The 24,202-nt window shown below is 66.9% G+C and carries 37 protein-coding genes; 1 reads left to right on the plus strand and 36 read right to left on the minus strand.

Going from position 1 to position 24,202, the window contains the following annotated elements:
- Window positions 1-266: 266 nt before the first annotated feature.
- Window positions 267-1,184 carry a tRNA pseudouridine synthase A gene (locus AB0F40_RS23570; protein WP_357473516.1) on the minus strand — a complete coding sequence of 306 codons (918 nt, stop codon included), beginning with the start codon at window positions 1,182-1,184 and terminating at the stop codon, window positions 267-269.
- Between the two features lie 38 nt (window positions 1,185-1,222).
- Between AB0F40_RS23570 and AB0F40_RS23575 the strand changes: the two genes are divergently transcribed.
- Window positions 1,223-1,981: an ROK family protein gene (locus AB0F40_RS23575; protein WP_357473519.1), complete on the plus strand. Its 759-nt coding sequence runs from the start codon at window positions 1,223-1,225 to the stop codon at window positions 1,979-1,981.
- A gap of 186 nt (window positions 1,982-2,167) precedes the next feature.
- Here AB0F40_RS23575 and rplQ read toward each other — a convergent pair whose 3' ends face one another.
- From rplQ to rpsL, 35 genes are all read right to left on the minus strand, one after another.
- The gene (rplQ, locus tag AB0F40_RS23580) at window positions 2,168-2,674 is read right to left on the minus strand and encodes a 50S ribosomal protein L17 (RefSeq protein ID WP_357473521.1); all 507 of its coding nucleotides are present in this window, start codon (window positions 2,672-2,674) and stop codon (window positions 2,168-2,170) included.
- A gap of 55 nt (window positions 2,675-2,729) precedes the next feature.
- Window positions 2,730-3,746: a DNA-directed RNA polymerase subunit alpha gene (locus AB0F40_RS23585; RefSeq protein ID WP_357473524.1), complete on the minus strand. Its 1,017-nt coding sequence runs from the start codon at window positions 3,744-3,746 to the stop codon at window positions 2,730-2,732.
- A 185-nt stretch (window positions 3,747-3,931) separates the two neighbouring features.
- Complete coding sequence (rpsK, locus tag AB0F40_RS23590) at window positions 3,932-4,336, minus strand: 30S ribosomal protein S11 (protein ID WP_020016139.1); 405 nt, start codon at window positions 4,334-4,336, stop codon at window positions 3,932-3,934.
- Between the two features lie 75 nt (window positions 4,337-4,411).
- Window positions 4,412-4,786, minus strand: a complete 375-nt coding sequence (gene rpsM / locus AB0F40_RS23595; RefSeq protein ID WP_357473528.1) for a 30S ribosomal protein S13 — start codon at window positions 4,784-4,786, stop codon at window positions 4,412-4,414.
- Between the two features lie 185 nt (window positions 4,787-4,971).
- A complete protein-coding gene (gene rpmJ, locus AB0F40_RS23600; protein WP_003956441.1) occupies window positions 4,972-5,085 on the minus strand; it encodes a 50S ribosomal protein L36 in 114 nt (37 codons plus the stop codon).
- A gap of 128 nt (window positions 5,086-5,213) precedes the next feature.
- The gene (gene infA / locus AB0F40_RS23605) at window positions 5,214-5,435 is read right to left on the minus strand and encodes a translation initiation factor IF-1 (RefSeq protein ID WP_116673604.1); all 222 of its coding nucleotides are present in this window, start codon (window positions 5,433-5,435) and stop codon (window positions 5,214-5,216) included.
- Between the two features lie 295 nt (window positions 5,436-5,730).
- Entirely contained in the window at window positions 5,731-6,090 is a 360-nt protein-coding gene (locus AB0F40_RS23610; RefSeq protein WP_357473530.1) for a hypothetical protein, read from the minus strand.
- Between the two features lie 61 nt (window positions 6,091-6,151).
- A complete protein-coding gene (map, locus tag AB0F40_RS23615; protein WP_357473532.1) occupies window positions 6,152-7,039 on the minus strand; it encodes a type I methionyl aminopeptidase in 888 nt (295 codons plus the stop codon).
- 3 nt (window positions 7,040-7,042) lie between these two features.
- On the minus strand, window positions 7,043-7,600 hold the full coding sequence (locus AB0F40_RS23620; RefSeq protein ID WP_357473585.1) for an adenylate kinase: 558 nt from the start codon (window positions 7,598-7,600) through the stop codon (window positions 7,043-7,045).
- Window positions 7,601-7,680: 80 nt separating this feature from the next.
- Complete coding sequence (secY, locus tag AB0F40_RS23625) at window positions 7,681-8,976, minus strand: preprotein translocase subunit SecY (protein WP_357473535.1); 1,296 nt, start codon at window positions 8,974-8,976, stop codon at window positions 7,681-7,683.
- Window positions 8,977-9,200: 224 nt separating this feature from the next.
- Entirely contained in the window at window positions 9,201-9,653 is a 453-nt protein-coding gene (gene rplO / locus AB0F40_RS23630) for a 50S ribosomal protein L15 (RefSeq protein ID WP_357473538.1), read from the minus strand.
- Between the two features lie 2 nt (window positions 9,654-9,655).
- On the minus strand, window positions 9,656-9,838 hold the full coding sequence (gene rpmD, locus AB0F40_RS23635; protein ID WP_020016131.1) for a 50S ribosomal protein L30: 183 nt from the start codon (window positions 9,836-9,838) through the stop codon (window positions 9,656-9,658).
- Window positions 9,838-10,491, minus strand: a complete 654-nt coding sequence (gene rpsE, locus AB0F40_RS23640; protein ID WP_357473541.1) for a 30S ribosomal protein S5 — start codon at window positions 10,489-10,491, stop codon at window positions 9,838-9,840. Before rpsE ends, rpmD begins: the two co-directional genes overlap by 1 nt.
- Before the next feature lie 31 nt (window positions 10,492-10,522).
- The gene (rplR, locus tag AB0F40_RS23645) at window positions 10,523-10,894 is read right to left on the minus strand and encodes a 50S ribosomal protein L18 (RefSeq protein WP_357473544.1); all 372 of its coding nucleotides are present in this window, start codon (window positions 10,892-10,894) and stop codon (window positions 10,523-10,525) included.
- Window positions 10,895-10,896: 2 nt separating this feature from the next.
- Window positions 10,897-11,433: a 50S ribosomal protein L6 gene (gene rplF, locus AB0F40_RS23650; RefSeq protein WP_357473547.1), complete on the minus strand. Its 537-nt coding sequence runs from the start codon at window positions 11,431-11,433 to the stop codon at window positions 10,897-10,899.
- Between the two features lie 21 nt (window positions 11,434-11,454).
- On the minus strand, window positions 11,455-11,853 hold the full coding sequence (rpsH, locus tag AB0F40_RS23655) for a 30S ribosomal protein S8 (protein ID WP_357473550.1): 399 nt from the start codon (window positions 11,851-11,853) through the stop codon (window positions 11,455-11,457).
- Between the two features lie 72 nt (window positions 11,854-11,925).
- Window positions 11,926-12,111 (minus strand): type Z 30S ribosomal protein S14, encoded by a 186-nt coding sequence (locus tag AB0F40_RS23660; protein WP_021480434.1) that lies wholly within the window; start codon window positions 12,109-12,111, stop codon window positions 11,926-11,928.
- A 1-nt stretch (window position 12,112) separates the two neighbouring features.
- A complete protein-coding gene (gene rplE, locus AB0F40_RS23665; RefSeq protein ID WP_357473553.1) occupies window positions 12,113-12,685 on the minus strand; it encodes a 50S ribosomal protein L5 in 573 nt (190 codons plus the stop codon).
- Complete coding sequence (rplX, locus tag AB0F40_RS23670) at window positions 12,685-13,026, minus strand: 50S ribosomal protein L24 (protein WP_253869170.1); 342 nt, start codon at window positions 13,024-13,026, stop codon at window positions 12,685-12,687. The genes rplE and rplX overlap by 1 nt, the downstream gene beginning before the upstream one ends.
- A gap of 2 nt (window positions 13,027-13,028) precedes the next feature.
- Complete coding sequence (gene rplN / locus AB0F40_RS23675; protein WP_253869171.1) at window positions 13,029-13,397, minus strand: 50S ribosomal protein L14; 369 nt, start codon at window positions 13,395-13,397, stop codon at window positions 13,029-13,031.
- A gap of 136 nt (window positions 13,398-13,533) precedes the next feature.
- Complete coding sequence (gene rpsQ, locus AB0F40_RS23680; RefSeq protein WP_357473558.1) at window positions 13,534-13,821, minus strand: 30S ribosomal protein S17; 288 nt, start codon at window positions 13,819-13,821, stop codon at window positions 13,534-13,536.
- 4 nt (window positions 13,822-13,825) lie between these two features.
- On the minus strand, window positions 13,826-14,065 hold the full coding sequence (gene rpmC / locus AB0F40_RS23685; protein WP_116673593.1) for a 50S ribosomal protein L29: 240 nt from the start codon (window positions 14,063-14,065) through the stop codon (window positions 13,826-13,828).
- Window positions 14,065-14,481 (minus strand): 50S ribosomal protein L16, encoded by a 417-nt coding sequence (gene rplP / locus AB0F40_RS23690; RefSeq protein WP_020016120.1) that lies wholly within the window; start codon window positions 14,479-14,481, stop codon window positions 14,065-14,067. The genes rpmC and rplP overlap by 1 nt, the downstream gene beginning before the upstream one ends.
- Before the next feature lie 2 nt (window positions 14,482-14,483).
- Window positions 14,484-15,326 (minus strand): 30S ribosomal protein S3, encoded by an 843-nt coding sequence (gene rpsC, locus AB0F40_RS23695; protein WP_357473562.1) that lies wholly within the window; start codon window positions 15,324-15,326, stop codon window positions 14,484-14,486.
- Window positions 15,326-15,685, minus strand: coding sequence for a 50S ribosomal protein L22 (rplV, locus tag AB0F40_RS23700; protein WP_116673591.1), 360 nt, complete (start codon window positions 15,683-15,685; stop codon window positions 15,326-15,328). Before rplV ends, rpsC begins: the two co-directional genes overlap by 1 nt.
- A gap of 67 nt (window positions 15,686-15,752) precedes the next feature.
- Window positions 15,753-16,034 (minus strand): 30S ribosomal protein S19, encoded by a 282-nt coding sequence (rpsS, locus tag AB0F40_RS23705; protein ID WP_357473565.1) that lies wholly within the window; start codon window positions 16,032-16,034, stop codon window positions 15,753-15,755.
- Between the two features lie 14 nt (window positions 16,035-16,048).
- Complete coding sequence (gene rplB, locus AB0F40_RS23710; protein WP_357473568.1) at window positions 16,049-16,885, minus strand: 50S ribosomal protein L2; 837 nt, start codon at window positions 16,883-16,885, stop codon at window positions 16,049-16,051.
- A gap of 31 nt (window positions 16,886-16,916) precedes the next feature.
- Window positions 16,917-17,219: a 50S ribosomal protein L23 gene (gene rplW, locus AB0F40_RS23715; protein WP_129788480.1), complete on the minus strand. Its 303-nt coding sequence runs from the start codon at window positions 17,217-17,219 to the stop codon at window positions 16,917-16,919.
- Window positions 17,216-17,908, minus strand: a complete 693-nt coding sequence (gene rplD / locus AB0F40_RS23720) for a 50S ribosomal protein L4 (RefSeq protein ID WP_357473572.1) — start codon at window positions 17,906-17,908, stop codon at window positions 17,216-17,218. The genes rplW and rplD overlap by 4 nt, the downstream gene beginning before the upstream one ends.
- A 5-nt stretch (window positions 17,909-17,913) precedes the next feature.
- Window positions 17,914-18,567, minus strand: a complete 654-nt coding sequence (rplC, locus tag AB0F40_RS23725) for a 50S ribosomal protein L3 (RefSeq protein WP_357473575.1) — start codon at window positions 18,565-18,567, stop codon at window positions 17,914-17,916.
- Window positions 18,568-18,581: 14 nt separating this feature from the next.
- Window positions 18,582-18,890, minus strand: a complete 309-nt coding sequence (gene rpsJ / locus AB0F40_RS23730; RefSeq protein WP_019146773.1) for a 30S ribosomal protein S10 — start codon at window positions 18,888-18,890, stop codon at window positions 18,582-18,584.
- Window positions 18,891-19,417: 527 nt separating this feature from the next.
- A complete protein-coding gene (gene tuf / locus AB0F40_RS23735; protein ID WP_357473578.1) occupies window positions 19,418-20,614 on the minus strand; it encodes an elongation factor Tu in 1,197 nt (398 codons plus the stop codon).
- 122 nt (window positions 20,615-20,736) lie between these two features.
- Window positions 20,737-22,839 carry an elongation factor G gene (fusA, locus tag AB0F40_RS23740; protein WP_357473581.1) on the minus strand — a complete coding sequence of 701 codons (2,103 nt, stop codon included), beginning with the start codon at window positions 22,837-22,839 and terminating at the stop codon, window positions 20,737-20,739.
- Window positions 22,840-22,932: 93 nt separating this feature from the next.
- The gene (rpsG, locus tag AB0F40_RS23745) at window positions 22,933-23,403 is read right to left on the minus strand and encodes a 30S ribosomal protein S7 (protein ID WP_182620558.1); all 471 of its coding nucleotides are present in this window, start codon (window positions 23,401-23,403) and stop codon (window positions 22,933-22,935) included.
- Window positions 23,403-23,777: a 30S ribosomal protein S12 gene (rpsL, locus tag AB0F40_RS23750; protein ID WP_108492305.1), complete on the minus strand. Its 375-nt coding sequence runs from the start codon at window positions 23,775-23,777 to the stop codon at window positions 23,403-23,405. Before rpsL ends, rpsG begins: the two co-directional genes overlap by 1 nt.
- Window positions 23,778-24,202 lie beyond the last annotated feature (425 nt).

Below are 24,202 nucleotides of genomic sequence, written 5' to 3' on the forward strand. Positions count from 1 at the left end.
TTCGGGGACAGGAACCGGCCCGAGGGCTCGGCCAGCGACACGTCGGGCATCCCGCCAGCCTGACGCATCCAGAACTGACCCGACCACCGCGAGACCCCTGCCGCCGCGGACGCTGCGGCGGTATCCCCACTCGAGACCAGCTCGAGCCAGAACACCCGCCGCAACGCACGCGATACCGGAACACCACCACGAGTCATCCCACACCACCCCTAATCAATCTAGAGTGGTGCAACGACCCCCTGAGGCCGCCCTACCTCGCCAGAGGACTACCTCAGCAGGGTGGGGTCCTGCCAGACGTCCTCGTCCATGCGCTTCGTGCGGACCGAGTCGGCCCGCGCCGCGAGCTCCTCGTCCGGCGGGAACGTGATCTCCTCAAGGCACAGCCCTTCCGGCGGCACGACGAAGACGCCCGCGTCCCGGCGTCGGCTCGCCAGGAGGTCCGCGGGCCAGCTCACGGGGCGCCGCCCCTCCCCCACCGCTATGGACGCGCCGACGAGCGCTCGCACCATGTTGTGGCAGAACGCGTCGGCGACGACGTGCGCGACCGCGAGCCCGGCGTCCGGCCCCGTGGTCGGCCGCTCCCAGGCGATCCGCTGCAGCTCGCGGATCGTGGTCGCGCCCGGCCGGGGCCTGCAGTAGGAGGCGAAGTCGCGCACCCCGGTGAGCGGGCGGACGGCGTCGTCCATCGTGGCGACGTCGAGCGGCTTGCGGGACCACAGGACGTGCCTGCGGCGCAGCGGGTCCCTGAGCTCCAGGGCATCAGCGATCCGGTAGGTGTAGCGGCGGCGCAGGGCCGAGAAGCGCGCGTCGAATCCCGGCGGCGCCGGGACGGCCGCCCGCACGACGACGTCGGTGGGGAGCACGCCCGTCAGGCGGGATACCAGCGCCTCCGCCGGTGTACGGCTCGAGCGGCCGGAACGCCCGGGCAGCGCGGCCCAGGCGCCCGCCTCGATGTCGACGTGGGCCACCTGTCCCCGTGCGTGGACGCCCGAGTCGGTGCGGCCGGCCACGGTGAACCGCGGGGTCGGCCGGCCGAGCTGCTCGCTGCGCAGGACACGCGCGAGGCCCTCCTCGAGAGCCCCTTCCACGGTGCGCAGGCCGGGCTGACGCGCCCAGCCGGCGAAGTCGGTCCCGTCGTAGGAGAGGTCGAGGCGGGCCCTGATGAACTCGTTCACGTAGGCCATCTTCCCCGATCCTTGCTCGCGGTTCGTAAAGTGAAGTCATGGCAGACACCCTCACGCTGGCGGTCGACTGCGGTGGCGGCGGGATCAAGGCGGCGGTCCTCGACACCTCCGGCACCGCCCACGCGACGCCGGTCCGCGTCCCGACGCCGTACCCGCTCCCGCCCGAGCTGCTCGTCGACACGATCGCGAAGATCGCCACCGACCTGCCGGCGGCCGGGCGTGTCACGGTCGGCCTGCCGGGCATGATCCGCAGCGGCGTCGTCGTGCACACCCCGCACTACATCACCCGGTCGGGACCACGCTCCCGCGTGCTCCCGGCCCTGCTGGACGCCTGGCGCAACTTCGACATGCGCGCGGCGGTCGCCGAGCGGCTCGGTCTGCCCGCGCTCGTCCTGAACGACGCGGAGGTGCACGGCGCCGGCGTCGTCGCCGCGTCGGGTCTCGAGCTCGTCATCACCCTCGGCACCGGCCTGGGGACTGCCATGTTCCACGGCGGACGGGTAGCGCCACACCTGGAGTGGTCGCACGCTCCCGTGCGCCGCAGCCTTACGTATGACCAGTACATCGGCGAGCCCGAACGGCGTCGGCTCGGCGACGGGCTGTGGTCGCGTCGCGTCGTCTCCGTCGTCGACGGGCTGCGACCCGTCTTCCTCTGGGACCGGCTCTACATCGGCGGCGGGAACGCACGGTGCATCACGCCGTCGGCGCTCGCCCGGCTCGGCGACGACGTCGTCATCGTGCCGAACTCGGCAGCGCTGGTGGGCGGCGCGAGAGCCTGGGACCTCCCGCCGTCCTAGCTCGGCCTGGCGAGCGTCCTGGCTCCGCCTACCCAGCGATCGTGCCCAGAACTCACGTGAGTTCCGGGCACGATCACTGGGTGGCGCGCAGGACCGAGCTCGCCGGCGCGTCGCGCCCCGAACGACGCCGGGCCGCACCCTCCGTACGGAAGGTGCGGCCCGGCGTCGTGCAGGGGAGCAGGAGGCTCAGGCCTCCTTCTTCTCCTCCGTGGTCTCCTCGGCGGGAGCGTCCTCGACCGGGGCGTCCTTGACGTCCTCGGCCGGGGCCTCCTCGACGGGGGCGGCCTTCTCGGCGGCCTTGGTGGCCTCCTTGACGACTGCCTGCTTGGGGCTCACGGGCTCGGTGATGAGCTCGATGACCGCCATCGGCGCGTTGTCGCCCTTGCGGGTGCCGATCTTGGTGATGCGCGTGTAGCCACCGTTGCGCTCGGCCATGGCCGGGGCGATCTCGGTGAAGAGCGTGTGCACCACGCCCTTGTCACGCACGACGGTGAGCACGCGACGACGAGCGGACAGGTCGCCCTTCTTCGCGAACGTGATCAGGCGCTCAGCCAGGGGACGCAGGCGCTTGGCCTTGGTCTCCGTGGTCGTGATGCGGCCGTGCTCGAAGAGGGAGGTCGACAGGTTCGCGAGAATCAGGCGCTCGTGAGCCGGGCTACCGCCGAGCCGCGGACCCTTGGTGGGGGTAGGCATTACTTGTCTCCTTGGAAGTGGTTCCGCGCGTCCGGCCTAGGCCGGACGCGGGACGTCAGTACGACTGCTCGTCGCCGCTGTAGGCCGCGGAGTCGCCACCCTCGAAGTACGAAGCGCCGGCCGGATCGAAGTCCAGCGGCGAGTCCTTGAGGCTGAGGCCGAGCTCGGCCAGCTTCTCCTTGACCTCGGTGATCGACTTGGCACCGAAGTTGCGGATGTCGAGCAGGTCCGCCTCGCTGCGAGCCACAAGCTCGCCCACCTGGTGGATGCCCTCGCGCTTGAGGCAGTTGTACGAACGGATGGTGAGGTTGAGCTCCTCGATCGGCAGCGCCAGGTCCGCGGCCAGCGCGGTGTCCGTCGGCGACGGGCCGATCTCGATGCCCTCGGCCTCGACGTTCAGCTCACGTGCCAGGCCGAACAGCTCGACCAGGGTCTTGCCAGCCGAGGCGAGCGCGTCGCGAGGCGTGATCGCCTGCTTGGTCTCGACGTCGACAATGAGCTTGTCGAAGTCGGTGCGCTGCTCGACTCGGGTGGCCTCGACCTTGTACGTGACCTTGAGGACCGGCGAGTAGATCGAGTCAACCGGGATGCGCCCGATCTCCGCGTCGAACTGCTTGTTCTGCGCGGCGGACACGTACCCACGGCCCCGCTCGACGGTCAGCTCGATCTCGAGCTTGCCCTTGTCGTTGAGGGTGGCGATGTGCAGGTCGGGGTTGTGGACCTCGACTCCCGCCGGCGGAACGATGTCCGCGGCGGTCACGATGCCGGCGCCCTGCTTGCGCAGGTACATCACGACGGGCTCGTCGTTCTCCGAGGAGACGACGAGGTTCTTGATGTTGAGGATGACCTCGGTGACGTCCTCCTTCACCCCCGACACGGTGCTGAACTCGTGCAGCACACCGTCGATACGGATGGAGGTGACGGCCGCGCCCGGGATGGACGACAGCAGCGTGCGACGCATCGAGTTGCCGAGCGTGTAGCCGAAGCCAGGCTCGAGCGGCTCGATGGAGAAGCGGGAACGGCTCTCCGAGATGACCTCTTCGGTCAGCGTGGGGCGCTGTGCGATAAGCACTGTGGGTGTCCTTTCAGTGTGCGTCCGCTATATGACGCATCACGGCATGCGATCTCTCGCGGCCCGGGCGGATCTCTGTCACCGTCCGGGCGAAGGTGCCCACCGCGAGCGGTGGGCGAACGTCGCGCTCGCGGTGCGGTCCCGCGGCCCCAGGGCCGCGCGGCCGCACCGCGGCGCAACGGATATCAAACGCGGCGACGCTTCGGGGGGCGGCAGCCGTTGTGAGCCTGGGGCGTCACGTCCTGGATCGAGCCGACCTCGAGGCCGGTCGCCTGGAGCGAGCGGATCGCGGTCTCGCGACCGGAACCCGGGCCCTTCACGAAGACGTCGACCTTCTTGACGCCGTGCTCCTGCGCGCGACGAGCGGCCGACTCAGCGGCCATCTGCGCGGCGTACGGGGTGGACTTGCGGGAGCCCTTGAAGCCGACGTGGCCTGCGGACGCCCACGACACCACGGCACCGGACGGGTCGGTGATCGAGATGATCGTGTTGTTGAAGGTGGACTTGATGTGCGCCTGGCCGAGCGGGACGTTCTTCTTGTCCTTGCGGCGGGGCTTGCGGCCGGCGGCGGCGCGAGTCTTGGGAGGCATGTGTTTTGAAATCTCCTGGTCTGATCGGACCGGGGCGGTCTCAGCTCGGTGAGCCGACCGCTCCACGGACTGCTATCAGCGGGCCTTCTTCTTGCCCGCGACGGTGCGCTTGGGACCCTTGCGGGTACGCGCGTTGGTCTTGGTGCGCTGACCACGCACCGGCAGTCCGCGACGGTGGCGGATGCCCTGGTAGGTGCCGATCTCGACCTTGCGGCGGATGTCGGCCGCGACCTCACGGCGGAGGTCACCCTCGAGCTTGAAGTTGCCCTCGAGGTGGTCGCGGAGCGCAACGAGCTCGGCGTCGCCGAGGTCCTTCACGCGGACGTCCGGGCTGATGCCCGTGGCGACCAGGGTCTCCTTCGCGCGGGTACGACCCACACCGAAGATGTAAGTGAGCGCAACCTCAAGCCGCTTGTCGCGGGGGAGATCGACGCCGATAAGACGTGCCATGTGCCTTCCGGCTCCTTGTACTGCTCGTCGGAGGTCTACCGCACCGCCATCCCGCGAATCACGCGGGCCCCGGCCTCCGGACCGAGGGTTCCCCCCTCCCTGCGCGGTTGCCCGCTGGGCGAGGTTCGAGGTGGTGCGCTGACGGTGGCCTCAGCCACCGACCCGGGCGGTTGCCCGGGGTGTGATCAGCCCTGGCGCTGCTTGTGGCGCAGGTTGTCGCAGATCACCATGACGCGACCGTGCCGGCGAATCACCTTGCACTTGTCGCAGATCTTCTTGACGCTCGGCTTGACCTTCATCGGATTTTCCTCCGCAACGAACGTCCGGTTGCCCGGCGCGCACGCAGCAGTGTCGTGGGTGGTCGATCATGCGGCGACGTCACCTCCCGGCCAGGCCGTGGACGACGTAGCCCCGGATCGGGGACTGACTACTTGTAGCGGTAGACGATCCGGCCGCGGGACAGGTCGTACGGGCTGAGCTCCACCACCACGCGGTCCTCGGGAAGGATCCGGATGTAGTGCTGACGCATCTTGCCCGAGATGTGCGCGAGAACTCTGTGACCGTTCGACAGCTCTACGCGGAACATCGCGTTCGGCAGAGCCTCGATCACGCTGCCCTCGATCTCGATGACACCGTCCTTCTTTGCCATATCCTCCGCTAACTCTCGTCGTGACTGCTTCCACGCCCACGGCACCGCAGGATCCCTGCGAGGCCGACAGTCGGGTGTGGATGTCGTGTGTATCCGTATGCCGCCTACCTCGTGTGCCTCGGCCTGCGCCCCGCTCGCGCGGGGACCGGCAGGCGCCGTGGCACCCTGTCAAGAACTGGAGGCGTTGAACGGACTACACCCAGCGGTCCAGCCTACGTCACTTCCGAAAGCATTCAAAGCGCAGGACGCCGGCGTGGGTCGCCGGGAGCCGTGAGCCTCGCCACGCGGACCCGCTTCAGAGGTCGTACTCGACCCCGGGCAGGCCGACCATCGTGTGCGGAAGGCTGTTGACGAAGAAGAACAGCATCGGGAGCCAGCCGAGCACGACACCCAGACCGAGCGCGATCAGCACCGGAGTGCCGCGAGTCTTCCAGAGCCAGACGCCGAGCAGCCACACCACGATGCCGAGCAGCAGGACCGACTCCCACATCAGGAGCGACGTACCGAACCCGAGAACGATGCCGATCCACAGGAACGGGCTCGGGGCGAGGCGCCGGCCCCACGCGGCGAGCCAGTGCCCGAACCGCTTGAGGCCACGACCCACTGCCGGGAGGGCTCGGGTGCGCCAGGTGGGGGTGTGCGCGTCATTGGTCACGAGCCGATGGTAGCCAACTGACGCCAACTAAAATAGGGCCAGCTCGTGGCTGGGACCCTGATCAGTCCAGCGCGACCGGCTCCACGCCGAAGACACCGAGCCGCTCAGCTCCCCCGTCGACCGCGGTCAGGACGACTATGCCGTCCGCCAGGACCGCCGTTGAGTGCTCCCAGTGCGCCGCGCGCGCCCCGTCGGCGGTCACCACCGTCCAGTCGTCCTCCAGGACCCTGGTCTCGGCGCCACCGCGCGTGATCATCGGCTCGATCGCGAGGCACATCCCGGGACGCAACCGCGGTCCCGAGGCCGACGTCTTGTAGTTGTGCACGTCCGGCGGCTGATGCATGGCACTGCCGATGCCGTGCCCGACGTAGTCCTCGACGATACCGTACTCGAGGCCGTTGAACTCCCCCGCCATCTCGACGGCGGCCTCCACCGCCTCGCCCACGCCGTTCAACCGCTTCGCGGAGGCCAGGGCGGCGATACCCGCCCACATCGCGGCCTCCGTCGTCCGGACGAGCGCGATGTCGGCGAGGTCGGCGCCCGCGGCGACCAGGTCGTCGTCGGGCAGCTTGTGGTCCAGGGCGCCCTCGGGGCCCAGGACGAACGAGATGGCCGAGTCGCCGTGCCAGCCCTCGACGATCGCCCCGCAGTCGATCGAGACGAGGTCACCCGCCGCGAGCACCCGGCTACCCGGGATCCCGTGGATGACCTCGTCGTTGACCGACGTGCAGATGACCCCGGTGAACCCGTGGTAGCCGAGGAACGACGGCGCCGCACCGGCGTCGTCGATGGTCCGGGCGGCCACCGCGTCCAGGTCCGCGGTCGTCAGACCGGGCCGGGCCGCGGCCCGTACCGCGGCGAGAGTGTCCGCGACCACCAGACCGGCGCGCCGCATGAGGCGCACCTGGTCCGGTGTCTTGTACTCGACCCGATCCCGCCCGAAGACCACGCCTCAGCCCAGCTGGGCCGCGAGAGCGGCGACGATGCGGTCGGTGACCTCGGCGATCTCGCCGAGCCCGTCGACCTGGACCAGCAGGTTGCGCTCGGCGTACGCGGCCGTCAGCGGAGCGGTCTGCTCCGCGTAGATGTCGAGCCGGCGCGCGATCGCCTCCTCGGTGTCATCGTCGCGCCCCTCCTCCTCGGCCCGCTTCGCGATGCGCGACAGGAGCTCCGCGCGATCCGCCGTCAGCTCGATGACGCCGTCCAGGGCCCAGCCGAGGTTGGCGAGGATCTGGTCGAGCTCCGTGACCTGGGCCGCGTTGCGCGGGTACCCGTCGAGAATGAAGCCCTGCTTGACGTCCGGCTCCGCGAGGCGGTCCTTCACCATCGCGTTGGTGACCTCGTCAGGGACCAGGTCGCCTTTGTTCGTGTAGTCCTGCGCAAGCTTGCCCAGCTCGGTCTCCCCCGCGATGTTCGCGCGGAAGATGTCGCCCGTAGAGATCGGGACGATCCCGAAGACGTCAGCGAGCCGGGCTGCCTGCGTGCCCTTCCCCGCGCCCTGCGGTCCCATGATGACCAGGCGCGTGACCTGGCCCTCATGGTCCGGACGAGCGTGCAGCTCGCGGCGAGAGGTGGTGGTGGGGGTCTGGCTCAACGGAGGAATCCTTCGTAGTGGCGCTGCTGCAGCTGAGAATCGATCTGCTTGACCGTATCCAGCCCGACACCGACCACGATGAGGATCGAGGCACCGCCGAAGGGCAGGCTCGTGCTGACTCCGAGGAAGACGAGCACCAGCGTCGGGATCAGCGCGACCAGCGCGAGGTACAGGGAACCGGCGGAGGTGATCCGGGTGATCACGAAGTCGAGGTACTCCGCCGTGGGGCGGCCGGCGCGGATGCCGGGGATGAAGCCGCCGTACTTCTTCATGTTGTCCGCGACCTCGTCCGGGTTGAACGTGATCGACGTGTAGAAGAAGCAGAAGAAGATGATCATCAGCGTGTACACCGCGATGTACAGCGGCGACGACTGCTCGACCAGGTTGTTGGAGATCCAGACGACCCAGTCGGACCCCTGGTCCCCGAACTGTGCGAGGAGGCCGGGCACAGCAAGGATCGACGCCGCGAAGATCACGGGGATGACACCCGACATGTTGATCTTGATCGGGATGTACGTGCTGGTGCCGCCGTACATCCGGCGGCCCACCATGCGCTTCGCGTACTGCACGGGGATCCGTCGCTGCGACTGCTCGACGAACACCACGAGGCCGATCACCAGGATGATGACCAGGATCATGACCGTGAAGTTCACGACGCCGTTGGCGCCACCAGCGATCGACCAGAGCGACGTGGGGAAGCTCGCCGCGATCGACGTGAAGATCAGGAGCGACATGCCGTTGCCGACGCCGCGCTCGGTGATCAGCTCGCCGAGCCACATGACGAGGCCCGTACCGGCGGTCATGGTGATGACCATGTAGATGGAGGTCAGCACGCCGTCGTCCGGGATGACGGGGACTTCACAGCCTGCGAACAGCAGGCCCTGACGTGCCGTCGTGATGACGGTGGTGGACTGCAGGATCGCGAGACCGATGGTGAGGTAGCGCGTGTACTGGGTCAGCTTGGTCTGACCCGACTGGCCCTCCTTCTGCAGCGCCTCGAAGCGTGGGATCACCACGCGAAGCAGCTGCACGATGATGCTCGCCGTGATGTACGGCATGATCCCGAGGGCGAAGATCGACAGCTGGAGCAGAGCTCCGCCGCTGAATACGTTGATCAGGCCGAGCAGCGTGTTGTCACCCTGTCCAGCGATACATTGCTGCACGTTCGCATAGTCCACACCGGGAGTCGGGATGAACGACCCGAGCCGGAAGATCGCCATGATCGCGATCGTGAACAGCAGCTTGCGCCGCAGGTCTGGCGTCCGGAAAGCCCGGCCGAAAGCGCTGAGCACCCTATCCTCCTGGCCCGCCGTTGCGGGATATCGTGTCGCCGGCAGGACACCGGCGAGGTGTGTCGAACGTGGGCCAGACCACAACGCTGCAGCCGGACCGTGTCGGATTCTACGTTGCTCACGGGGTCTCTCGGACCACGAGGGCCCCTCAATGGCCCCTCAATTTGCTCAAGAGAGCACACAGGGCCGGCTGCGCATCATGCGCCGCCGGCCCTGGAGCTGTCTCAGGCCTCCGAAACCGTACCGCCGGCCGCCAGGATCTTCTCCTTGGCGGATGCCGAGACGCGGTCGACCGCGATCTCGAGCTTGACGGTGATCTCACCGTTGCCGAGCACCTTGACGGGCTGACCCTTGCGGACAGCCCCCTTGGCGACGAGGTCCTCGACGGTGACAGAGCCACCGTCAGGGAACAGCGTTGAGAGCTTGTCCAGGTTCACGACCTGGAACTCCACGCGGAACGGGTTCTTGAACCCACGCAGCTTCGGGAGGCGCATGTGCAGAGGCACCTGCCCACCCTCGAAGCCTGCGGGCACCTGGTAACGAGCCTTCGTACCCTTGGTACCACGACCTGCCGTCTTGCCCTTCGACGCCTCACCACGACCCACACGGGTCTTCGCGGTCTTGGCGCCGGGGGCCGGACGGAGGTGGTGCATCTTCAGCGGCTTGTTGTCCGCCATGATCACTCGACCTCCTCGACGGCGACGAGGTGTGCCACCGTCTTGACCATGCCACGAATCTCCGCACGGTCCTCCTTCACGGCAGTGTCGCCGATCCGCTTGAGGCCGAGGGTCCGCAGCGTGTCACGCTGGTTCTGCTTGCCGCCGATGGCGGACTTGGTCTGAGTCACCTTGAGTCGAGCCATCACGCACCCGCCTTTGCAGTCGACTCGGCACGACCTGCGGCCTGCGCACGAAGGAGCGCGGCCGGGGCCACGTCCTCGAGCGGGAGGCCACGACGAGCGGCAACAGCAGCCGGCTCCTCGAGGCCCTGCAGGGCCGCGACCGTGGCGTGCACGATGTTGATCGCGTTCGACGAACCGAGCGACTTGCTCAGCACGTCGTGGACGCCGGCGCACTCCAGCACGGCGCGCACCGGACCACCGGCGATCACACCGGTACCCGGCGAGGCCGGACGGAGGAACACGACACCGGCGGCCTTCTCACCCTGGATCGGGTGCGGGATGGTGCCCTGGATGCGCGGGACGCGGAAGAAGTTCTTCTTCGCCTCCTCGACACCCTTGGCGATCGCCGCGGGCACCTCCTTGGCCTTGCCGTAGCCGACGCCGACGGTGCCGTCGCCATCGCCCACCACGACGAGCGCGGTGAAGCTGAAGCGGCGGCCGCCCTTGACGACCTTGGAGACGCGGTTGATGGAGACGACCTTCTCGACGAAGGCGCTCTTTTCCTCGCGCCCCCCGCGACGGTCGTCCCGACGACCGCCACCACGGCGGTCGTTACGGTCCTTGTTCTCGGTGGCGGCACCCTGGGGGGCGCCGCTGCGCTGCCCTGCAGCCATCAGAGAGTCCTCTTCTTCCGTGCGTTGGTCATCACAGGGCCAGACCGCCCTCGCGGGCGCCGTCAGCCACTGCAGCGACGCGACCGTGGTACTTGTTGCCGCCGCGGTCGAACACGACGGTGTCGACGCCGACAGCCTTGGCACGCTCGGCGACGAGCTCGCCGATCTTGCGGGCCTTAGCCGTCTTGTCGCCGTCGAACGTACGCAGGTCGGCCTCGAGGGTCGACGCCGACGCGACGGTCTTGCCAACGTTGTCGTCCACGACCTGCGCCACCATGTGGCGCGAGGAGCGGGTGACGACCAGACGCGGACGGACCGCGGTGCCGGCGATCTTCTTACGCAGGCGCAGGTGACGGCGCTGGCGAGCGACGGACTTTCCCTTACCCAGGATCTTGATAGCCATCGTCACTTACCAGCCTTTCCGACCTTGCGGCGGACGTTCTCGCCGGCGTAACGCACGCCCTTGCCCTTGTAAGGCTCGGGCTTGCGGATCTTGCGAATGTTCGCTGCGACCTCGCCGACCTGCTGCTTGTCGATGCCCGAGACCGAGAACTTGGTGGGGCTCTCGACAGCGAACGTGACACCCGCGGGGGGGTCGACGACAACGGGGTGGCTGAATCCGAGCGCGAACTCAAGGCCCGAGCCCTTCGCCACGACACGGTAACCAGTACCGACGATCTCGAGCTTCTTCTCGTAGCCCTGCGTCACACCGGTGATCATGTTGGAGATCAGGGTGCGGGTCAGGCCGTGCAGCGCACGGGAGTTCCGCTCGTCGTCCGGACGGGACACCACGAGCTGGGCGTCCTCCTGGGCGACATTGATGGGGGCGGGCACGTTGTGCTCGAGAGAACCCTTGGGGCCCTTCACGGTCACGAGCGCGCCGCTGACAGTGATGTCCACGCCGGCTGGGACCGGAACGGGAAGCTTGCCGATTCGAGACATTGGCGTTTTCTCCTTTCCGGATTACCAGACGTAGGCGAGGACTTCGCCGCCGACGCCCTTGGCCTGTGCCTGCCGGTCGGTGAGGAGGCCGGAGGACGTGGACATGATGGCCACGCCCAGGCCGCCGAGCACCTTGGGCAGATCGGTGGACTTGCGGTAGACACGCAGACCGGGCTTCGAGACGCGGCGCACGCCGGCAAGGGCGCGCTCCCGGTTCTGGCCGTACTTCAGCTCGAGCGTGAGGGACTTGCCCACGGGGGCGTCCTCCACGGACCAGCCGACGATGTAGCCCTCGGCCTGCAGGATCTCAGCAATGTGCGTCTTCAGCTTCGACGACGGCATGGTGACCGTGTCGTGGTGAGCCGAGTTCGCGTTACGCAGACGGGTCAGCATGTCTGCGATCGGGTCGGTCATAGTCATCGGGCTCTTGCCCTTCCTCGCCGGGGTATCCGAACGGTCGTCAAGACCGAACAGACCTACGACGTAGTTGTGTTACCAGCTGCTCTTGGTGACGCCGGGAAGCTCGCCGCGGTGGGCCATCTCCCGCACGCAGATACGGCACAGGCCGAACTTGCGGTAAACGGAGTGCGGGCGACCGCACTTCTGGCACCGGGTGTAGGCGCGAACCGCGAACTTCGGCTTGGCGGCCGCCTTGTTGATCAGGGCCTTCTTCGCCATGTCAGTTCTCCTTGAAGGGGAAGCCGAGACGGCGCAGCAGTGAGCGGCCCTCGTCGTCGGTCGTCGCCGTCGTCACGACCGTGATGTCCATACCGCGGACCCGGTCGATCTTGTCCTGGTCGATCTCGTGGAACATCGACTGCTCCGTGAGACCGAAGGTGTAGTTGCCGTGACCGTCGAACTGCTTGGGCGACAGACCGCGGAAGTCGCGAATACGCGGCAGCGCGGTCGCCAGCAGACGGTCGAGGAACTCCCACATGCGGTCACCGCGAAGCGTCACGTGCGCACCGATCGGCATGCCCTCGCGCAGCTTGAACTGCGCGATGGACTTGCGAGCCTTGGTGACCTGCGGCTTCTGACCGGTGATCGCCGAGAGGTCGCGGATAGCGCCCTCGATGAGCTTCGAGTCCTTGGCCGCGTCGCCCACACCCATGTTCACGACGATCTTCGTGAGACCGCCGGCCTGGTGCAGGTTCTTGTGGCCGAACTCCTCGATCAGCGCCGGGAGGATCTCCTCGCGGTACTTCTGCTTGAGGCGCGGCAGGGCCGGGGCCTCGATGGTCGTCTCGGTCATCAGATGTCCTTCCCGGAGCGCTTCGCAACGCGGATCCGGACGGTCTTGGTGCGACCGTCCCGCTCCACCTGCTCCTCGCGGTACCCGACGCGGGTGCCCTTCTTCGACTCCGGGTCGACGATCATCACGTTGCTCACGTGGATCGGCGCCTCGACAGTCTCGATGCCACCGGTGCGGGCGCCGCGCTGCGACTGGCCCACCTTGGTGTGCTTCGTGACGCGCTGAACGCCCTCGACCACGAGGCGGTCGGAGTCCTTGAAGACCTCGAGCACCCGGCCGGTCTTGCCCTTGTCGCGACCCGAGATCACGATGACCTGGTCGCCCTTCTTGATCTTCGCCATGGTCAGAGCACCTCCGGTGCCAGCGAGATGATCTTCATGAACCGCTTGTCGCGCAGCTCACGACCCACCGGGCCGAAGATACGGGTGCCGCGAGGCTCACCGTCGCTCTTCAGGATGACGGCGGCGTTCTCGTCGAACTTGATGTAGGAACCGTCGGGACGGCGGCGCTCCTTGGCGGTCCGGACGACGACGGCCTTGATGACGTCGCCCTTCTTCACGTTGCCGCCCGGGATCGCGTCCTTGACGGTGGCGACGATGGTGTCGCCGATTCCGGCGTAGCGACGGCCGGAGCCACCGAGAACGCGGATGCAGAGAATCTCCTTCGCACCCGTGTTGTCGGCGACCCGAAGTCGCGACTCCTGCTGGATCATTTGAATGAACTCCTGTCGTCGAACTGGTTCTCGCGCGGACTGATTCCGGCGAGCCTGGCCGAACGGATAGTTACTGTGCTGGCCGGGACGGCACGCGTACGTGTGTCACGCACCGCCCCAGCCGGGGTAGAAGTCCTTACTTGGCCTTCTCGAGGATCTCCACGAGCCGGAACCGCTTGGTAGCGGACAGCGGGCGGGTCTCCATGATGACGACCAGGTCGCCGACACCGGCGCTGTTCTGCTCGTCGTGTGCCTTCACCTTGGTGGTGCGACGAATGATCTTGGCGTAGAGCGGGTGCTTCACCCGGTCCTCGACCTCGATCACGATGGTCTTGTCCATCTTGTCGCTGACCACGTAGCCACGGCGCACCTTGCGCGTCGCGCGCTGGGCCTCGGGGGCCGCAGCAGTCGTGTTCTCGCTCATAGCCTCACTCACTCACGCTCGGAGCCGTACGGATGCCGAGCTCGCGCTCACGCAGGATCGTGTAGATCCGAGCGATGTCGCGACGCACGGCCTTGAGACGACCGTGGCTCTCGAGCTGGCCGGTCGCCGACTGGAAGCGGAGGTTGAAGAGCTCCTCCTTGGCTTCCTTCAGCTTGGCGACGAGAGTCTCGTCATCCATGCCATCCAGATCGATGGGGGCAAGCCCCTGCGTACCGATAGCCATCAGACACCACCCTCGCGCACCACGAAACGGCACTTCATCGGGAGCTTGTGCATCGCGCGGCGCATGGCCTCGCGAGCAAGGGACTCGTCAACACCGGCCAGCTCGAAGACGATCCGGCCCGGCTTGACGTTGGCGACCCACCACTCCGGCGAACCCTTACCGGAACCCATGCGGGTCTCGGCAGGCTTCTTCGTCAGCGGACGGTCCGGGTAGATGTTGATCCACACCTTGCCGCCACGCTTGATGTGGCGAGTCATTGCGATACGCGCCGCCTCGATCTGGCGGTTGGTGACGTACGCCGGCTCCAGAGCCTGGATGCCGAAGTCGCCGAACGCGATCTGCGTGCCACCCTTGGCCGCGCCGGAGCGCGACGGGTGGTGCTGCTTGCGGTGCTTGACCCTGCGCGGGATCAGCATGGTCAGGCCTCCGTTCCGGTCTCTGCGGCCGGAGCAGCAGCTGCCTCAGCCGCGGGGGCTGCCTCAGCGCTGCGCTCGGCCGGACGCTCGTTGCGACGACCGCCACCGCGACGCTCGCCACCGCGCTCGCCACGCTCGCCGCCGCGCTCGCCACGGCCACGGCCCTGACGGGGAGCGGCAGTAGCCTGCTGAGCGGCGAACTCCTTCTCGGTGACCTCGCCCTTGTAGATCCACACCTTCACGCCGATGCGGCCGAAGGTGGTGCGGGCCTCGTAGAAGCCATAGTCGATGTACGCCCGGAGCGTGTGCAGGGGCACGCGGCCCTCGCGGTAGAACTCCGAACGGCTCATCTCGGCGCCGCCGAGGCGGCCGGCGACCTGGACGCGGATACCCTTCGCGCCGGCACGCTGGGCAGACTGCATGCCCTTGCGCATCGCACGACGGAAGGAGACACGGCTGGCCAGCTGCTCGGCAATGCCCTGAGCAACGAGCTGCGCGTCGATCTCCGCGTTCTTGACCTCGAGGATGTTGAGCTGGACCTGCTTGCCGGTGAGCTTCTCGAGCTCGCCGCGGATGCGGTCTGCCTCTGCTCCTCGGCGGCCGATCACGATGCCCGGACGTGCCGTGTGGATGTCCACGCGGACACGGTCGCGGGTGCGCTCGATCTCGACCTTGGAGATACCGGCACGCTCGAGACCAGTGCTCATGAGCTTGCGGATCTGAACGTCCTCACGGACGTAGTCGCGGTACCGCTGACCGGGCTTGGTGCTGTCGGCGAACCAACGCGACCGGTGGTCAGTCGTAATACCCAGGCGGTACCCGTGCGGGTGAACCTTCTGTCCCACTATCGGGCCCCTTCCTTGTCGGCGAGCACCACGGTGATGTGGCTGGTGCGCTTAAGAATGCGCGTAGCACGTCCCTGAGCCCGCGGGCGGAAACGCTTGAGCGTCGGCCCCTCGTCCACGAACGCGGCGGAGACGACCAGGTCGCCCTCGTCGAAGCGCTCGCTCGCGCGGTCGGCCTTCACCCGAGCATTGGCGATCGCGCTCTCCACAACCTTGCGGATCGGCTCACTGGCGGCCTGCGGTGCGAACTTCAGCACCGCGACGGCCTCAGAGGCCTGCTTGCCACGGATGAGGTCCACGACGCGCCGGGCCTTCTGGGGCGTGACACGGACGAACCGCGCCTGCGCCTTGGCTTCCATTGCTGTCCTGCTTCCTTTTCTCAGACAGTCCAGATCATCACTGCTGTGGCGGGGAGAACCCCACACCTCAGCGGCGACGACCCTTCCTGTCGTCCTTCACGTGGCCGCGGAAGGTCCGCGTGGGAGCGAACTCGCCGAGCTTGTGGCCGACCATCGACTCGGTCACGAAGACCGGGACGTGCTTGCGACCGTCGTGCACGGCGAAGGTGTGACCGAGAAAGTCGGGCGTGACAACCGACCGACGGGACCAGGTCTTGATAACTGTCTTGGTCCCCTTCTCGTTCTGGACGTCCACCTTCTTCTGGAGGTGGTCGTCTACGAAGGGGCCCTTCTTCAGGCTACGAGGCATGTTTCAGGCTCCTATCAGCGCTTCTTGCCGGTACGACGGCGCCGGATGATCATCCGGTCGCTCGACTTGTTCGGACGGCGGGTACGACCCTCGGCCTGGCCCCAAGGGCTGACCGGGTGGCGTCCACCGGACGTCTTGCCTTCACCACCACCGTGGGGGTGGTCCACCGGGTTCATGGCGACGCCACGCACGGTCGGGCGCTTGCCCTTCCAGCGCATGCGGCCGGCCTTGCCCCAGCTGATGTTCGACTGCTCGGCGTTGCCGACCTCGCCGACCGTTGCGCGGCAGCGCAGGTCGACGTTCCGGATCTCACCGGACGGCATGCGCAGCTGCGCGTACGGGCCGTCCTTGGCGACGAGCTGCACGGACGCACCAGCCGAACGAGCGATCTTCGCACCGCCACCGGGCCGAAGCTCGATGGCGTGGATGACCGTACCGGTCGGGATGTTGCGCAGCGGCAGGTTGTTGCCGGGCTTGATGTCAGCACCCGCGCCAGCCTCGACGCGGTCGCCCTGCGACAGCTTGTTCGGCGCGATGATGTAGCGCTTCTCGCCGTCCGCGTAGTGCAGGAGCGCGATGCGCGCCGTGCGGTTGGGGTCGTACTCGATGTGAGCGACCTTCGCAGGCACGCCGTCCTTGTCGTGACGACGGAAGTCGATGACGCGGTAGGCACGCTTGTGGCCACCGCCCTTGTGACGCGTCGTGATACGACCGGTGTTGTTACGGCCACCGGTCTTGCTCAGCGGGCGGATCAGCGACTTCTCCGGCTGCGACCGCGTGACCTCGACGAAGTCGGCGACGCTGGAGCCGCGGCGGCCGGGCGTCGTCGGCTTGTACTTACGGATTCCCATGGAAACCTGTCCTCAATCGTCTCTCGTCAGCTCAGCCGACCGGACCGCCGAAGATGTCGATCGTGCCCTCGCGGAGGGTGACGATCGCACGCTTCGTGTCCTTGCGCTTGCCGAGGCCAAAACGCGTGCGACGCGTCTTGCCCTTGCGGTTCATCGTGTTCACCGACGCGACCTTGACGCTGAAGACCTTCTCGATAGCGATCTTGATCTCGGTCTTGTTGGCGCTCGGGTCCACGATGAAGGTGTACTTGCCCTCGTCGAGAAGGTTGTAGCTCTTCTCGGAGACGACCGGCGCGAGCAGGATGTCGCGCGGGTCCTTCACGGTGACGGTCACTTGGCGGTCTCCTCAGCGGTCTCGGCCTCTGACTCCGTAGCGACAGCCTTCGCGCCCTTGGTGGGGCCCTCGAGGAACGCGGCAAGCGCACCCTCGGTGAAGATGACGTCATCGGAGATGAGCACGTCGTAGGTGTTCAGCTGGTCGGCGACCAGGAGGTGCACCTCGGGAACGTTGCGCAGGGACTTGACCGTGGCCTCGTCGTTGCGCTCCGTCACGATGAGCACGTGAGCACGCGTCGTGAGCTTCGTGATGGTGGCAAGCGCCGTCTTGGTCGACGGGACACCATCGATGCCGAAACCGGCAACGACGTGCACGCGACCGGAACGAGCGCGGTCCGAGAGGGCACCGCGCAGGGCGGCAGCCTTCATCTTCTTCGGGGTCCGCTGGTCGTAGCTGCGCGGCTGCGGGCCGTGGACGACGCCACCGCCGGCGAACTGCGGAGCACGCGTCGAACCCTGGCGGGCGCGACCGGTGCCCTTCTGCTTGTACGGCTTACGGCCACCACCGCGAACCTCGCCACGAGTCTTCGTGGACGCGGTGCCCTGGCGGGCCGCTGCGCGCTGCGCAACAACCACCTGGTGGATCAGCGGGATGTTCACGGCCACGTCGAACACCTCAGCGGGGAGCTCGGCGGTGCCGGACTTCTTGCCCTGGGCGTCCAGGACGTCGACAGTCAGAGCGGACATCGGGTTCACGCTCCCTTCGCGGCGTTACGCACGAGGACGACGCCACCCTTGGGGCCCGGAACTGCGCCCTTGACGAGCAGCAGGCCCTTCTCTGCGTCGACCGCGTGAACGGTCAGGTTCTGGGTGGTCTGACGGTCATTACCCATCCGACCAGCCATCCGCATGCCCTTGAAGACTCGCGACGGCGTCGAAGCGCCACCGATCGAGCCGGGCTTGCGGTGGTTACGGTGCGCACCGTGCGAGGCACCCACGCCGGAGAAGCCGTGACGCTTCATCACACCGGCGGTGCCCTTGCCCTTGGTGGTGCCAACCACGTCGACCAGCGCGCCGGCCTCGAAGGCCTCAGCGGTGATCTCCTGGCCGAGCGTGAACTCGGAGGCATTCTCGGTACGGATCTCGGCCACGTGACGACGCGGCGTGACGCCGGCCTTCTCGAAGTGGCCCTTGAGGGGCTTGGTGACCTTGCGCGGGTCGACCTGGCCGGTCGCGAGCTGGACAGCCGCATAACCGTCGGCGTCCATCGTGCGAACCTGGGTCACCACATTGGTGCCCACGGAGACCACTGTCACCGGCACGAGGCGGCCTGCCTCGTCCCAGAGCTGGGTCATACCGAGCTTGGTCCCGAGCAACGCGGTCACGTTCTTCTGCTGGTTGGTCATGATGTCCTCCAGCCTCAGAGCTTGATCTCGATGTTCACGTCTGCCGGCAGGTCGAGTCGCATGAGCGAGTCGACGGCCTTGGGCGTGGGATCGATGATGTCGATGAGCCGCTTGTGCGTACGCATCTCGAAGTGCTCACGGCTGTCCTTGTACTTGTGAGGCGACCGGATCACAACGAAGACGTTCTTCTCCGTCGGCAGCGGCACCGGACCCACGACCGTCGCACCAGCGCGAGTGACCGTGTCGACGATCTTGCGCGCCGAACTGTCGATCACCTCGTGGTCGTAGGACTTGAGCCGGATGCGGATCTTCTGTCCCGCCATGGCGTCGTCTGACTCTCTCTCTCGAACCGCTACTGTCCGACCCACGCACTCGGGCGTGTCGCTTAAAGCGGCACAGCCGGGCGCATAACACCATCGCTGGTGCCGGGGCCGTTGGGAAGTGATCTCGTCCTGGCTGTACAGCCAGGACCGACCACGACGTTTGCCGAGCCTGCTCGGAACAGTCCCTCCGGAAGACCGGAGGACGTGTGCTCCGCGGGGCGCCTCGTACGCATCGAATAGCAGGCGATAAACCCCGCGACCCCTCACCCGGATTTCCCCGGGAGGGTGACCGCTCCAGCCTCTGCTGACCCCGAGTAATCCGGGACCAGGGACTGCGGTTCTGCACACTGTTCGACACTTGAAAGAGCGCGCCCGTGACAGGCAACTATGCAATCTTGCCATACGACTCCGCATGTACCAAACGGAGGCCGTGTGACGCGTGCTACCTACGCGATGAGGCCCGAGCGCCGAAGCACCCGGGCCCCATCGTTCAGCTGACTTCCGTCAGATGAGTCTGTGCTCCAAGATCACTTGATGATCTTGGTGACACGGCCTGAACCGACCGTGCGGCCACCCTCGCGGATGGCGAAGCCCAGACCCTCCTCCATGGCGATCGGCTGGATGAGCTCGACCGACATCTCGGTGTTGTCGCCGGGCATGACCATCTCGGTGCCCTCGGGCAGCGTGATGACGCCGGTGACGTCCGTGGTGCGGAAGTAGAACTGCGGGCGGTAGTTCGAGTAGAACGGGTTGTGACGGCCACCCTCGTCCTTGCCCAGGATGTAGACCTGAGCCTCGAAGTTCGTGTGCGGGGTGATCGAACCCGGCTTCACGATGACCTGACCGCGCTCGACGTCCTCGCGCTTGATGCCACGCAGGAGCAGACCGGTGTTGTCGCCGGCCTGTGCCTGGTCCATCTGCTTGTGGAACGTCTCGATGCCCGTGACCGTGGTCTTCTGCGGCTCGCGGATACCGACGATCTCGACGTCGGAGTTGATGTCCAGCTTGCCACGCTCGACCTTGCCGGTGACGACCGTGCCACGACCGGTGATCGTGAAGACGTCCTCGATCGGCATGAGGAACGGCTTGTCGAGGTCGCGCACCGGCTCCGGCACGTTCTCGTCGACAGCGTCCATCAGCTCGACGACCTTCTCGACCCACTCGGCGTCGCCCTCGAGGGCCTTCAGCCCGGAGACGCGAACGACGGGCGCGTTGTCGCCGTCGAACTCCTGCGAGGAGAGGAGCTCACGGACCTCCATCTCGACGAGCTCGAGGATCTCCTCGTCGTCGACCATGTCGGACTTGTTGAGCGCCACGAGCAGGTAGGGCACGCCGACCTGGCGGGCGAGCAGCACGTGCTCACGCGTCTGGGCCATCGGGCCGTCGGTCGCGGCAACCACCAGGATCGCGCCGTCCATCTGCGCGGCACCGGTGATCATGTTCTTGATGTAGTCGGCGTGACCCGGGGCGTCGACGTGCGCGTAGTGGCGCGCCGGCGTCTCGTACTCGATGTGCGCGATGTTGATCGTGATACCGCGCTGCTTCTCCTCCGGCGCGGCGTCGATCTCATCGAAGTTCTTCTGGGTGTTCGCCGGGAGCTCCGGGTACTTGTCCGCAAGCGTCTTCGAGATCGCGGCGGTCAGCGTCGTCTTACCGTGGTCGACGTGACCGATCGTGCCGATGTTGACGTGCGGCTTGGTCCGCTCGAACTTGGCCTTAGCCACTGGGGTCCTCCTGGGACTTGGGTAGATGTTCCGAACGTTGCAGATGCTCGGCCAAGAAGCCTACAACTGCGGGGCGTGCGGTTCTTCCTACAGGTTGGTTGTGCGGGTCGACCTGTGGGGACTCACTCGCCCCGGGTCTTCTTGATGATCTCTTCGGCAACTGCCTTGGGAACCTCGGCATAGCTGTCGAACTGCATCGAGTACACCGCGCGACCCTGGGTCTTCGACCGGAGGTCGCCGATGTAACCGAACATCTCGCTCAGCGGCACCTGGGCGCGAACGACCTTGACACCGGTCGCGTCCTCCATGGACTGGATCATGCCACGTCGGGAGTTGATGTCGCCGATCACGTCGCCCATGTACTCCTCGGGCGTACGCACCTCGACGGCCATGACCGGCTCGAGCAGGACAGGGTCGGCGCGCTTGACGCCTTCCTTGAAGACCATCGAACCGGCAATCTTGAACGCCATCTCCGAGGAGTCGACGTCGTGGTACGCACCGTCGATCAGCGACGCCTTGACGCCGACGACCGGGAAGCCTGCCAGCACACCCTGCTGCATGGCCGACTGGATACCAGCGTCCACGGACGGGATGTACTCACGGGGGATGCGGCCACCGGTGACGGCGTTCTCGAACTCGTAGAGCTCGCCCTCCGTCGTCTCCAGCGGTGCGAAGGTCACCTGGACCTTGGCGAACTGGCCGGACCCACCGGTCTGCTTCTTGTGCGTGTAGTCGACCTTCTCCGCAACGCGGCGAATGGTCTCGCGGTACGCGACCTGCGGCTTACCGACGTTGGCCTCGACCTTGAACTCGCGACGCATGCGGTCGACGAGGATGTCGAGGTGGAGCTCGCCCATACCGCCGATGACGGTCTGGCCGGTCTCCTCGTCCAGCTTCACGCGGAAGGTCGGGTCCTCCTGCGCGAGCTTCTGGATCGCGGTCGACAGCTTCTCCTGGTCAGCCTTCGTCTTCGGCTCGATCGCCACGTCGATGACGGGCTCCGGGAAGCTCATCGACTCGAGGATGACCGGGTTCGCCGGGTCGGAGAGGGTGTCACCGGTGGTGACGTCCTTCAGGCCGATGAACGCGTAGATGTGCCCCGCGTGCGCTTCCTCGACCGGGTTCTCCTTGTTGGAGTGCATCTGGAAGAGCTTCCCGATGCGCTCCTTCTTGCCCTTGGTCGAGTTCTGCACCTGCGCGCCCTGCGCGACCTTGCCCGAGTAGACGCGGACGTAGGTCAGCTTGCCGAAGAACGGGTGCGTGGCGACCTTGAACGCGAGGGCCGAGAACGGCTCCGCCTCGTCCGGGCGACGCTCGACGATCTTTTCCTCGTCCTTGACGTCGTGGCCCTGGACAGCAGGCACGTCGAGCGGCGTGGGGAGGTAGTCGATCACGGCGTCGAGCATGGGCTGGACGCCCTTGTTCTTGAACGCCGAGCCACACAGGACCGGGAAGGCCGACGAGCTGATGACGAGCTTGCGGATACCGGCCTTGATCTCCGGGATCGTCAGCTCCTCGCCCGCGAGGAACTTCTCGAGCAGCTCGTCGTCCGCCTCGGCGACGGCCTCGACGAGCTGGGCGCGGTACTGCGCGGCCTTCTCGACGAGGTCGGCCGGGATCTCCTGGACCTCGTACGCGTCGCCCATCTTCGTCTCGAGGGGCCAGACCAGAGCCTTCTCCTCGATCAGGTCGACGACGCCGGTGAACTCGTTCTCCGAGCCGATGGGGAGCTGGATGACCAGCGGCTTGGCCTTGAGGCGGTTGATGATCGTGTCAACGGTGAAGTAGAAGTCCGCACCGAGCTTGTCCATCTTGTTGACGAAGCAGATGCGCGGGACGTCGTACTTGTCCGCCTGGCGCCAGACCGTCTCCGACTGGGGCTCGACGCCCTCCTTGCCGTCGAACACGGCAACGGCACCATCGAGCACGCGGAGCGAACGCTCCACCTCGACCGTGAAGTCGACGTGACCCGGCGTATCGATGATGTTGATCTGGTTGTTCTTCCAGTAGCAGGTCGTCGCGGCGGACGTGATCGTGATGCCGCGCTCCTGCTCCTGCTCCATCCAGTCCATCGTCGACGCACCGTCGTGCGTCTCACCGATCTTGTAGTTCACACCCGTGTAGAACAGGATGCGCTCGGTCGTCGTGGTCTTGCCGGCATCGATATGGGCCATGATGCCGATGTTGCGGACCTTGTTCAGGTCGGTCAGCACGTCGAGTGCCACGGTGTCTTACCCCTTGGTCTGAAGGTGGGCTGGGGGCCGGCGGTTATGCATCCACCGACGGCCCCGGGGTAAACCGGGGCCGCTCGGAAGCTACTACCAGCGGTAGTGCGCGAAGGCCTTGTTGGAGTCGGCCATCTTGTGCATGTCCTCGCGGCGCTTGACCGCAGCACCGAGACCGTTCGACGCGTCGAGGATCTCGTTCATGAGACGCTCGGTCATCGTCTTCTCGCGACGAGCGCGGGAGAAGTCGGTGAGCCAGCGCAGCGCGAGCGTGGTGGCACGCGTGGGGCGGACGTCGACCGGCACCTGGTAGGTGGCGCCACCGACGCGGCGGGAGCGCACCTCGAGCGCGGGGCGGACGTTGTCCAGCGCGCGCTTGAGGACCACGACCGGGTCGCCGTCAGTCTTGGAGCGGACACCCTCGAGGGCGCCGTAGACGATCGCCTCGGCGGTCGACTTCTTGCCGTCGAGCAGGACCTTGTTGATCAGCTGCGTGACGACCGGGGACCCGTACACCGGGTCAACGATGAGCGGCCGCTTCGGGGCCGGACCCTTGCGGGGCATCAGCTCTTCTCCTTCTTGGCGCCGTACTTGCTCCGACCCTGCTTGCGTCCCTTGACACCCTGGGTGTCGAGAGCGCCGCGGACGATCTTGTAACGGACACCGGGAAGGTCCTTCACACGGCCGCCGCGCACGAGCACGATCGAGTGCTCCTGCAGGTTGTGGCCGACACCGGGGATGTACGCGGTGACTTCGGTACCGGAGGAGAGCTTCACGCGCGCGACCTTGCGGAGCGCCGAGTTCGGCTTCTTGGGGGTGGTGGTGTACACGCGTGTGCACACACCGCGCCGCTGAGGGGAGGCATGAAGGGCCGGCGTCTTGGACGCCGTGACCTTCGAGGTACGCCCCTTGCGGACGAGCTGCTGGATCGTAGGCACTACGTCTCCGTCGTCTTCTTGAGCTTCGGCGACGCCCTGCCGGCGTCCCCGTCGATGGTTCTGGCTTGTGCGTGCCGATCGCATGCGGCACCCACAGCCCCCACGGGGACTGCTACGCCACGTACCACCGGCTCGATGGCCCGGCTCCACCATCAGGGCACGACGTGCCCCGGAGGATCGCACCCGGGATGCCCACGCACTCATATCGGCCGCTTCCGAAGCTGCCTTGCGGCTGCCTTCAGGAGGTGCGGCCCGACGGCGCGGGCACGAATTCTAAGAATACCCGCGTGTCCACGGGGGGTCAAAACGAATCGGGTGTGAGATGCACCCTGGCGTTCCGCCGAAGTAGAACCGTGGCGAGATAGAACTGGGGCTGAGGTGCTGATCAGCACGCCGCACGGACGTCCGCCTCCGCGACAGGGCGG

It is taken from the genome of Promicromonospora sp. NPDC023987 (assembly GCF_040639055.1).
Lineage (GTDB): Bacteria > Actinomycetota > Actinomycetes > Actinomycetales > Cellulomonadaceae > Promicromonospora.

Bases quoted from the DNA above. Each gene is read 5' to 3' on its own strand.
- AB0F40_RS23570 (WP_357473516.1), bottom strand. From the start codon at position 1,184: ATGGCCTACGTGAACGAGTTCATCAGGGCCCGCCTCGACCTCTCCTAC.
- AB0F40_RS23575 (WP_357473519.1), top strand. From the start codon at position 1,223: ATGGCAGACACCCTCACGCTGGCGGTCGACTGCGGTGGCGGCGGGATC.
- rplQ (WP_357473521.1), bottom strand. From the start codon at position 2,674: ATGCCTACCCCCACCAAGGGTCCGCGGCTCGGCGGTAGCCCGGCTCAC.
- rpsK (WP_020016139.1), bottom strand. From the start codon at position 4,336: ATGCCTCCCAAGACTCGCGCCGCCGCCGGCCGCAAGCCCCGCCGCAAG.
- rpsM (WP_357473528.1), bottom strand. From the start codon at position 4,786: ATGGCACGTCTTATCGGCGTCGATCTCCCCCGCGACAAGCGGCTTGAG.
- rpmJ (WP_003956441.1), bottom strand. From the start codon at position 5,085: ATGAAGGTCAAGCCGAGCGTCAAGAAGATCTGCGACAAGTGCAAGGTG.
- infA (WP_116673604.1), bottom strand. From the start codon at position 5,435: ATGGCAAAGAAGGACGGTGTCATCGAGATCGAGGGCAGCGTGATCGAG.
- AB0F40_RS23620 (WP_357473585.1), bottom strand. From the start codon at position 7,600: ATGGGACCGCAGGGCGCGGGGAAGGGCACGCAGGCAGCCCGGCTCGCT.
- rplO (WP_357473538.1), bottom strand. From the start codon at position 9,653: ATGGCGGACAACAAGCCGCTGAAGATGCACCACCTCCGTCCGGCCCCC.
- rpmD (WP_020016131.1), bottom strand. From the start codon at position 9,838: ATGGCTCGACTCAAGGTGACTCAGACCAAGTCCGCCATCGGCGGCAAG.
- rpsE (WP_357473541.1), bottom strand. From the start codon at position 10,491: ATGGCTGCAGGGCAGCGCAGCGGCGCCCCCCAGGGTGCCGCCACCGAG.
- rplR (WP_357473544.1), bottom strand. From the start codon at position 10,894: ATGGCTATCAAGATCCTGGGTAAGGGAAAGTCCGTCGCTCGCCAGCGC.
- rplF (WP_357473547.1), bottom strand. From the start codon at position 11,433: ATGTCTCGAATCGGCAAGCTTCCCGTTCCGGTCCCAGCCGGCGTGGAC.
- rpsH (WP_357473550.1), bottom strand. From the start codon at position 11,853: ATGACTATGACCGACCCGATCGCAGACATGCTGACCCGTCTGCGTAAC.
- AB0F40_RS23660 (WP_021480434.1), bottom strand. From the start codon at position 12,111: ATGGCGAAGAAGGCCCTGATCAACAAGGCGGCCGCCAAGCCGAAGTTC.
- rplE (WP_357473553.1), bottom strand. From the start codon at position 12,685: ATGACCGAGACGACCATCGAGGCCCCGGCCCTGCCGCGCCTCAAGCAG.
- rplX (WP_253869170.1), bottom strand. From the start codon at position 13,026: ATGGCGAAGATCAAGAAGGGCGACCAGGTCATCGTGATCTCGGGTCGC.
- rplN (WP_253869171.1), bottom strand. From the start codon at position 13,397: ATGATCCAGCAGGAGTCGCGACTTCGGGTCGCCGACAACACGGGTGCG.
- rpsQ (WP_357473558.1), bottom strand. From the start codon at position 13,821: ATGAGCGAGAACACGACTGCTGCGGCCCCCGAGGCCCAGCGCGCGACG.
- rpmC (WP_116673593.1), bottom strand. From the start codon at position 14,065: ATGGCTATCGGTACGCAGGGGCTTGCCCCCATCGATCTGGATGGCATG.
- rplP (WP_020016120.1), bottom strand. From the start codon at position 14,481: ATGCTGATCCCGCGCAGGGTCAAGCACCGCAAGCAGCACCACCCGTCG.
- rplV (WP_116673591.1), bottom strand. From the start codon at position 15,685: ATGGAAGCCAAGGCGCAGGCGCGGTTCGTCCGTGTCACGCCCCAGAAG.
- rpsS (WP_357473565.1), bottom strand. From the start codon at position 16,034: ATGCCTCGTAGCCTGAAGAAGGGCCCCTTCGTAGACGACCACCTCCAG.
- rplB (WP_357473568.1), bottom strand. From the start codon at position 16,885: ATGGGAATCCGTAAGTACAAGCCGACGACGCCCGGCCGCCGCGGCTCC.
- rplD (WP_357473572.1), bottom strand. From the start codon at position 17,908: ATGTCCGCTCTGACTGTCGACGTCCTGGACGCCCAGGGCAAGAAGTCC.
- rplC (WP_357473575.1), bottom strand. From the start codon at position 18,567: ATGACCAACCAGCAGAAGAACGTGACCGCGTTGCTCGGGACCAAGCTC.
- rpsJ (WP_019146773.1), bottom strand. From the start codon at position 18,890: ATGGCGGGACAGAAGATCCGCATCCGGCTCAAGTCCTACGACCACGAG.
- rpsG (WP_182620558.1), bottom strand. From the start codon at position 23,403: ATGCCCCGCAAGGGTCCGGCCCCGAAGCGGCCGCTCATCGTTGACCCG.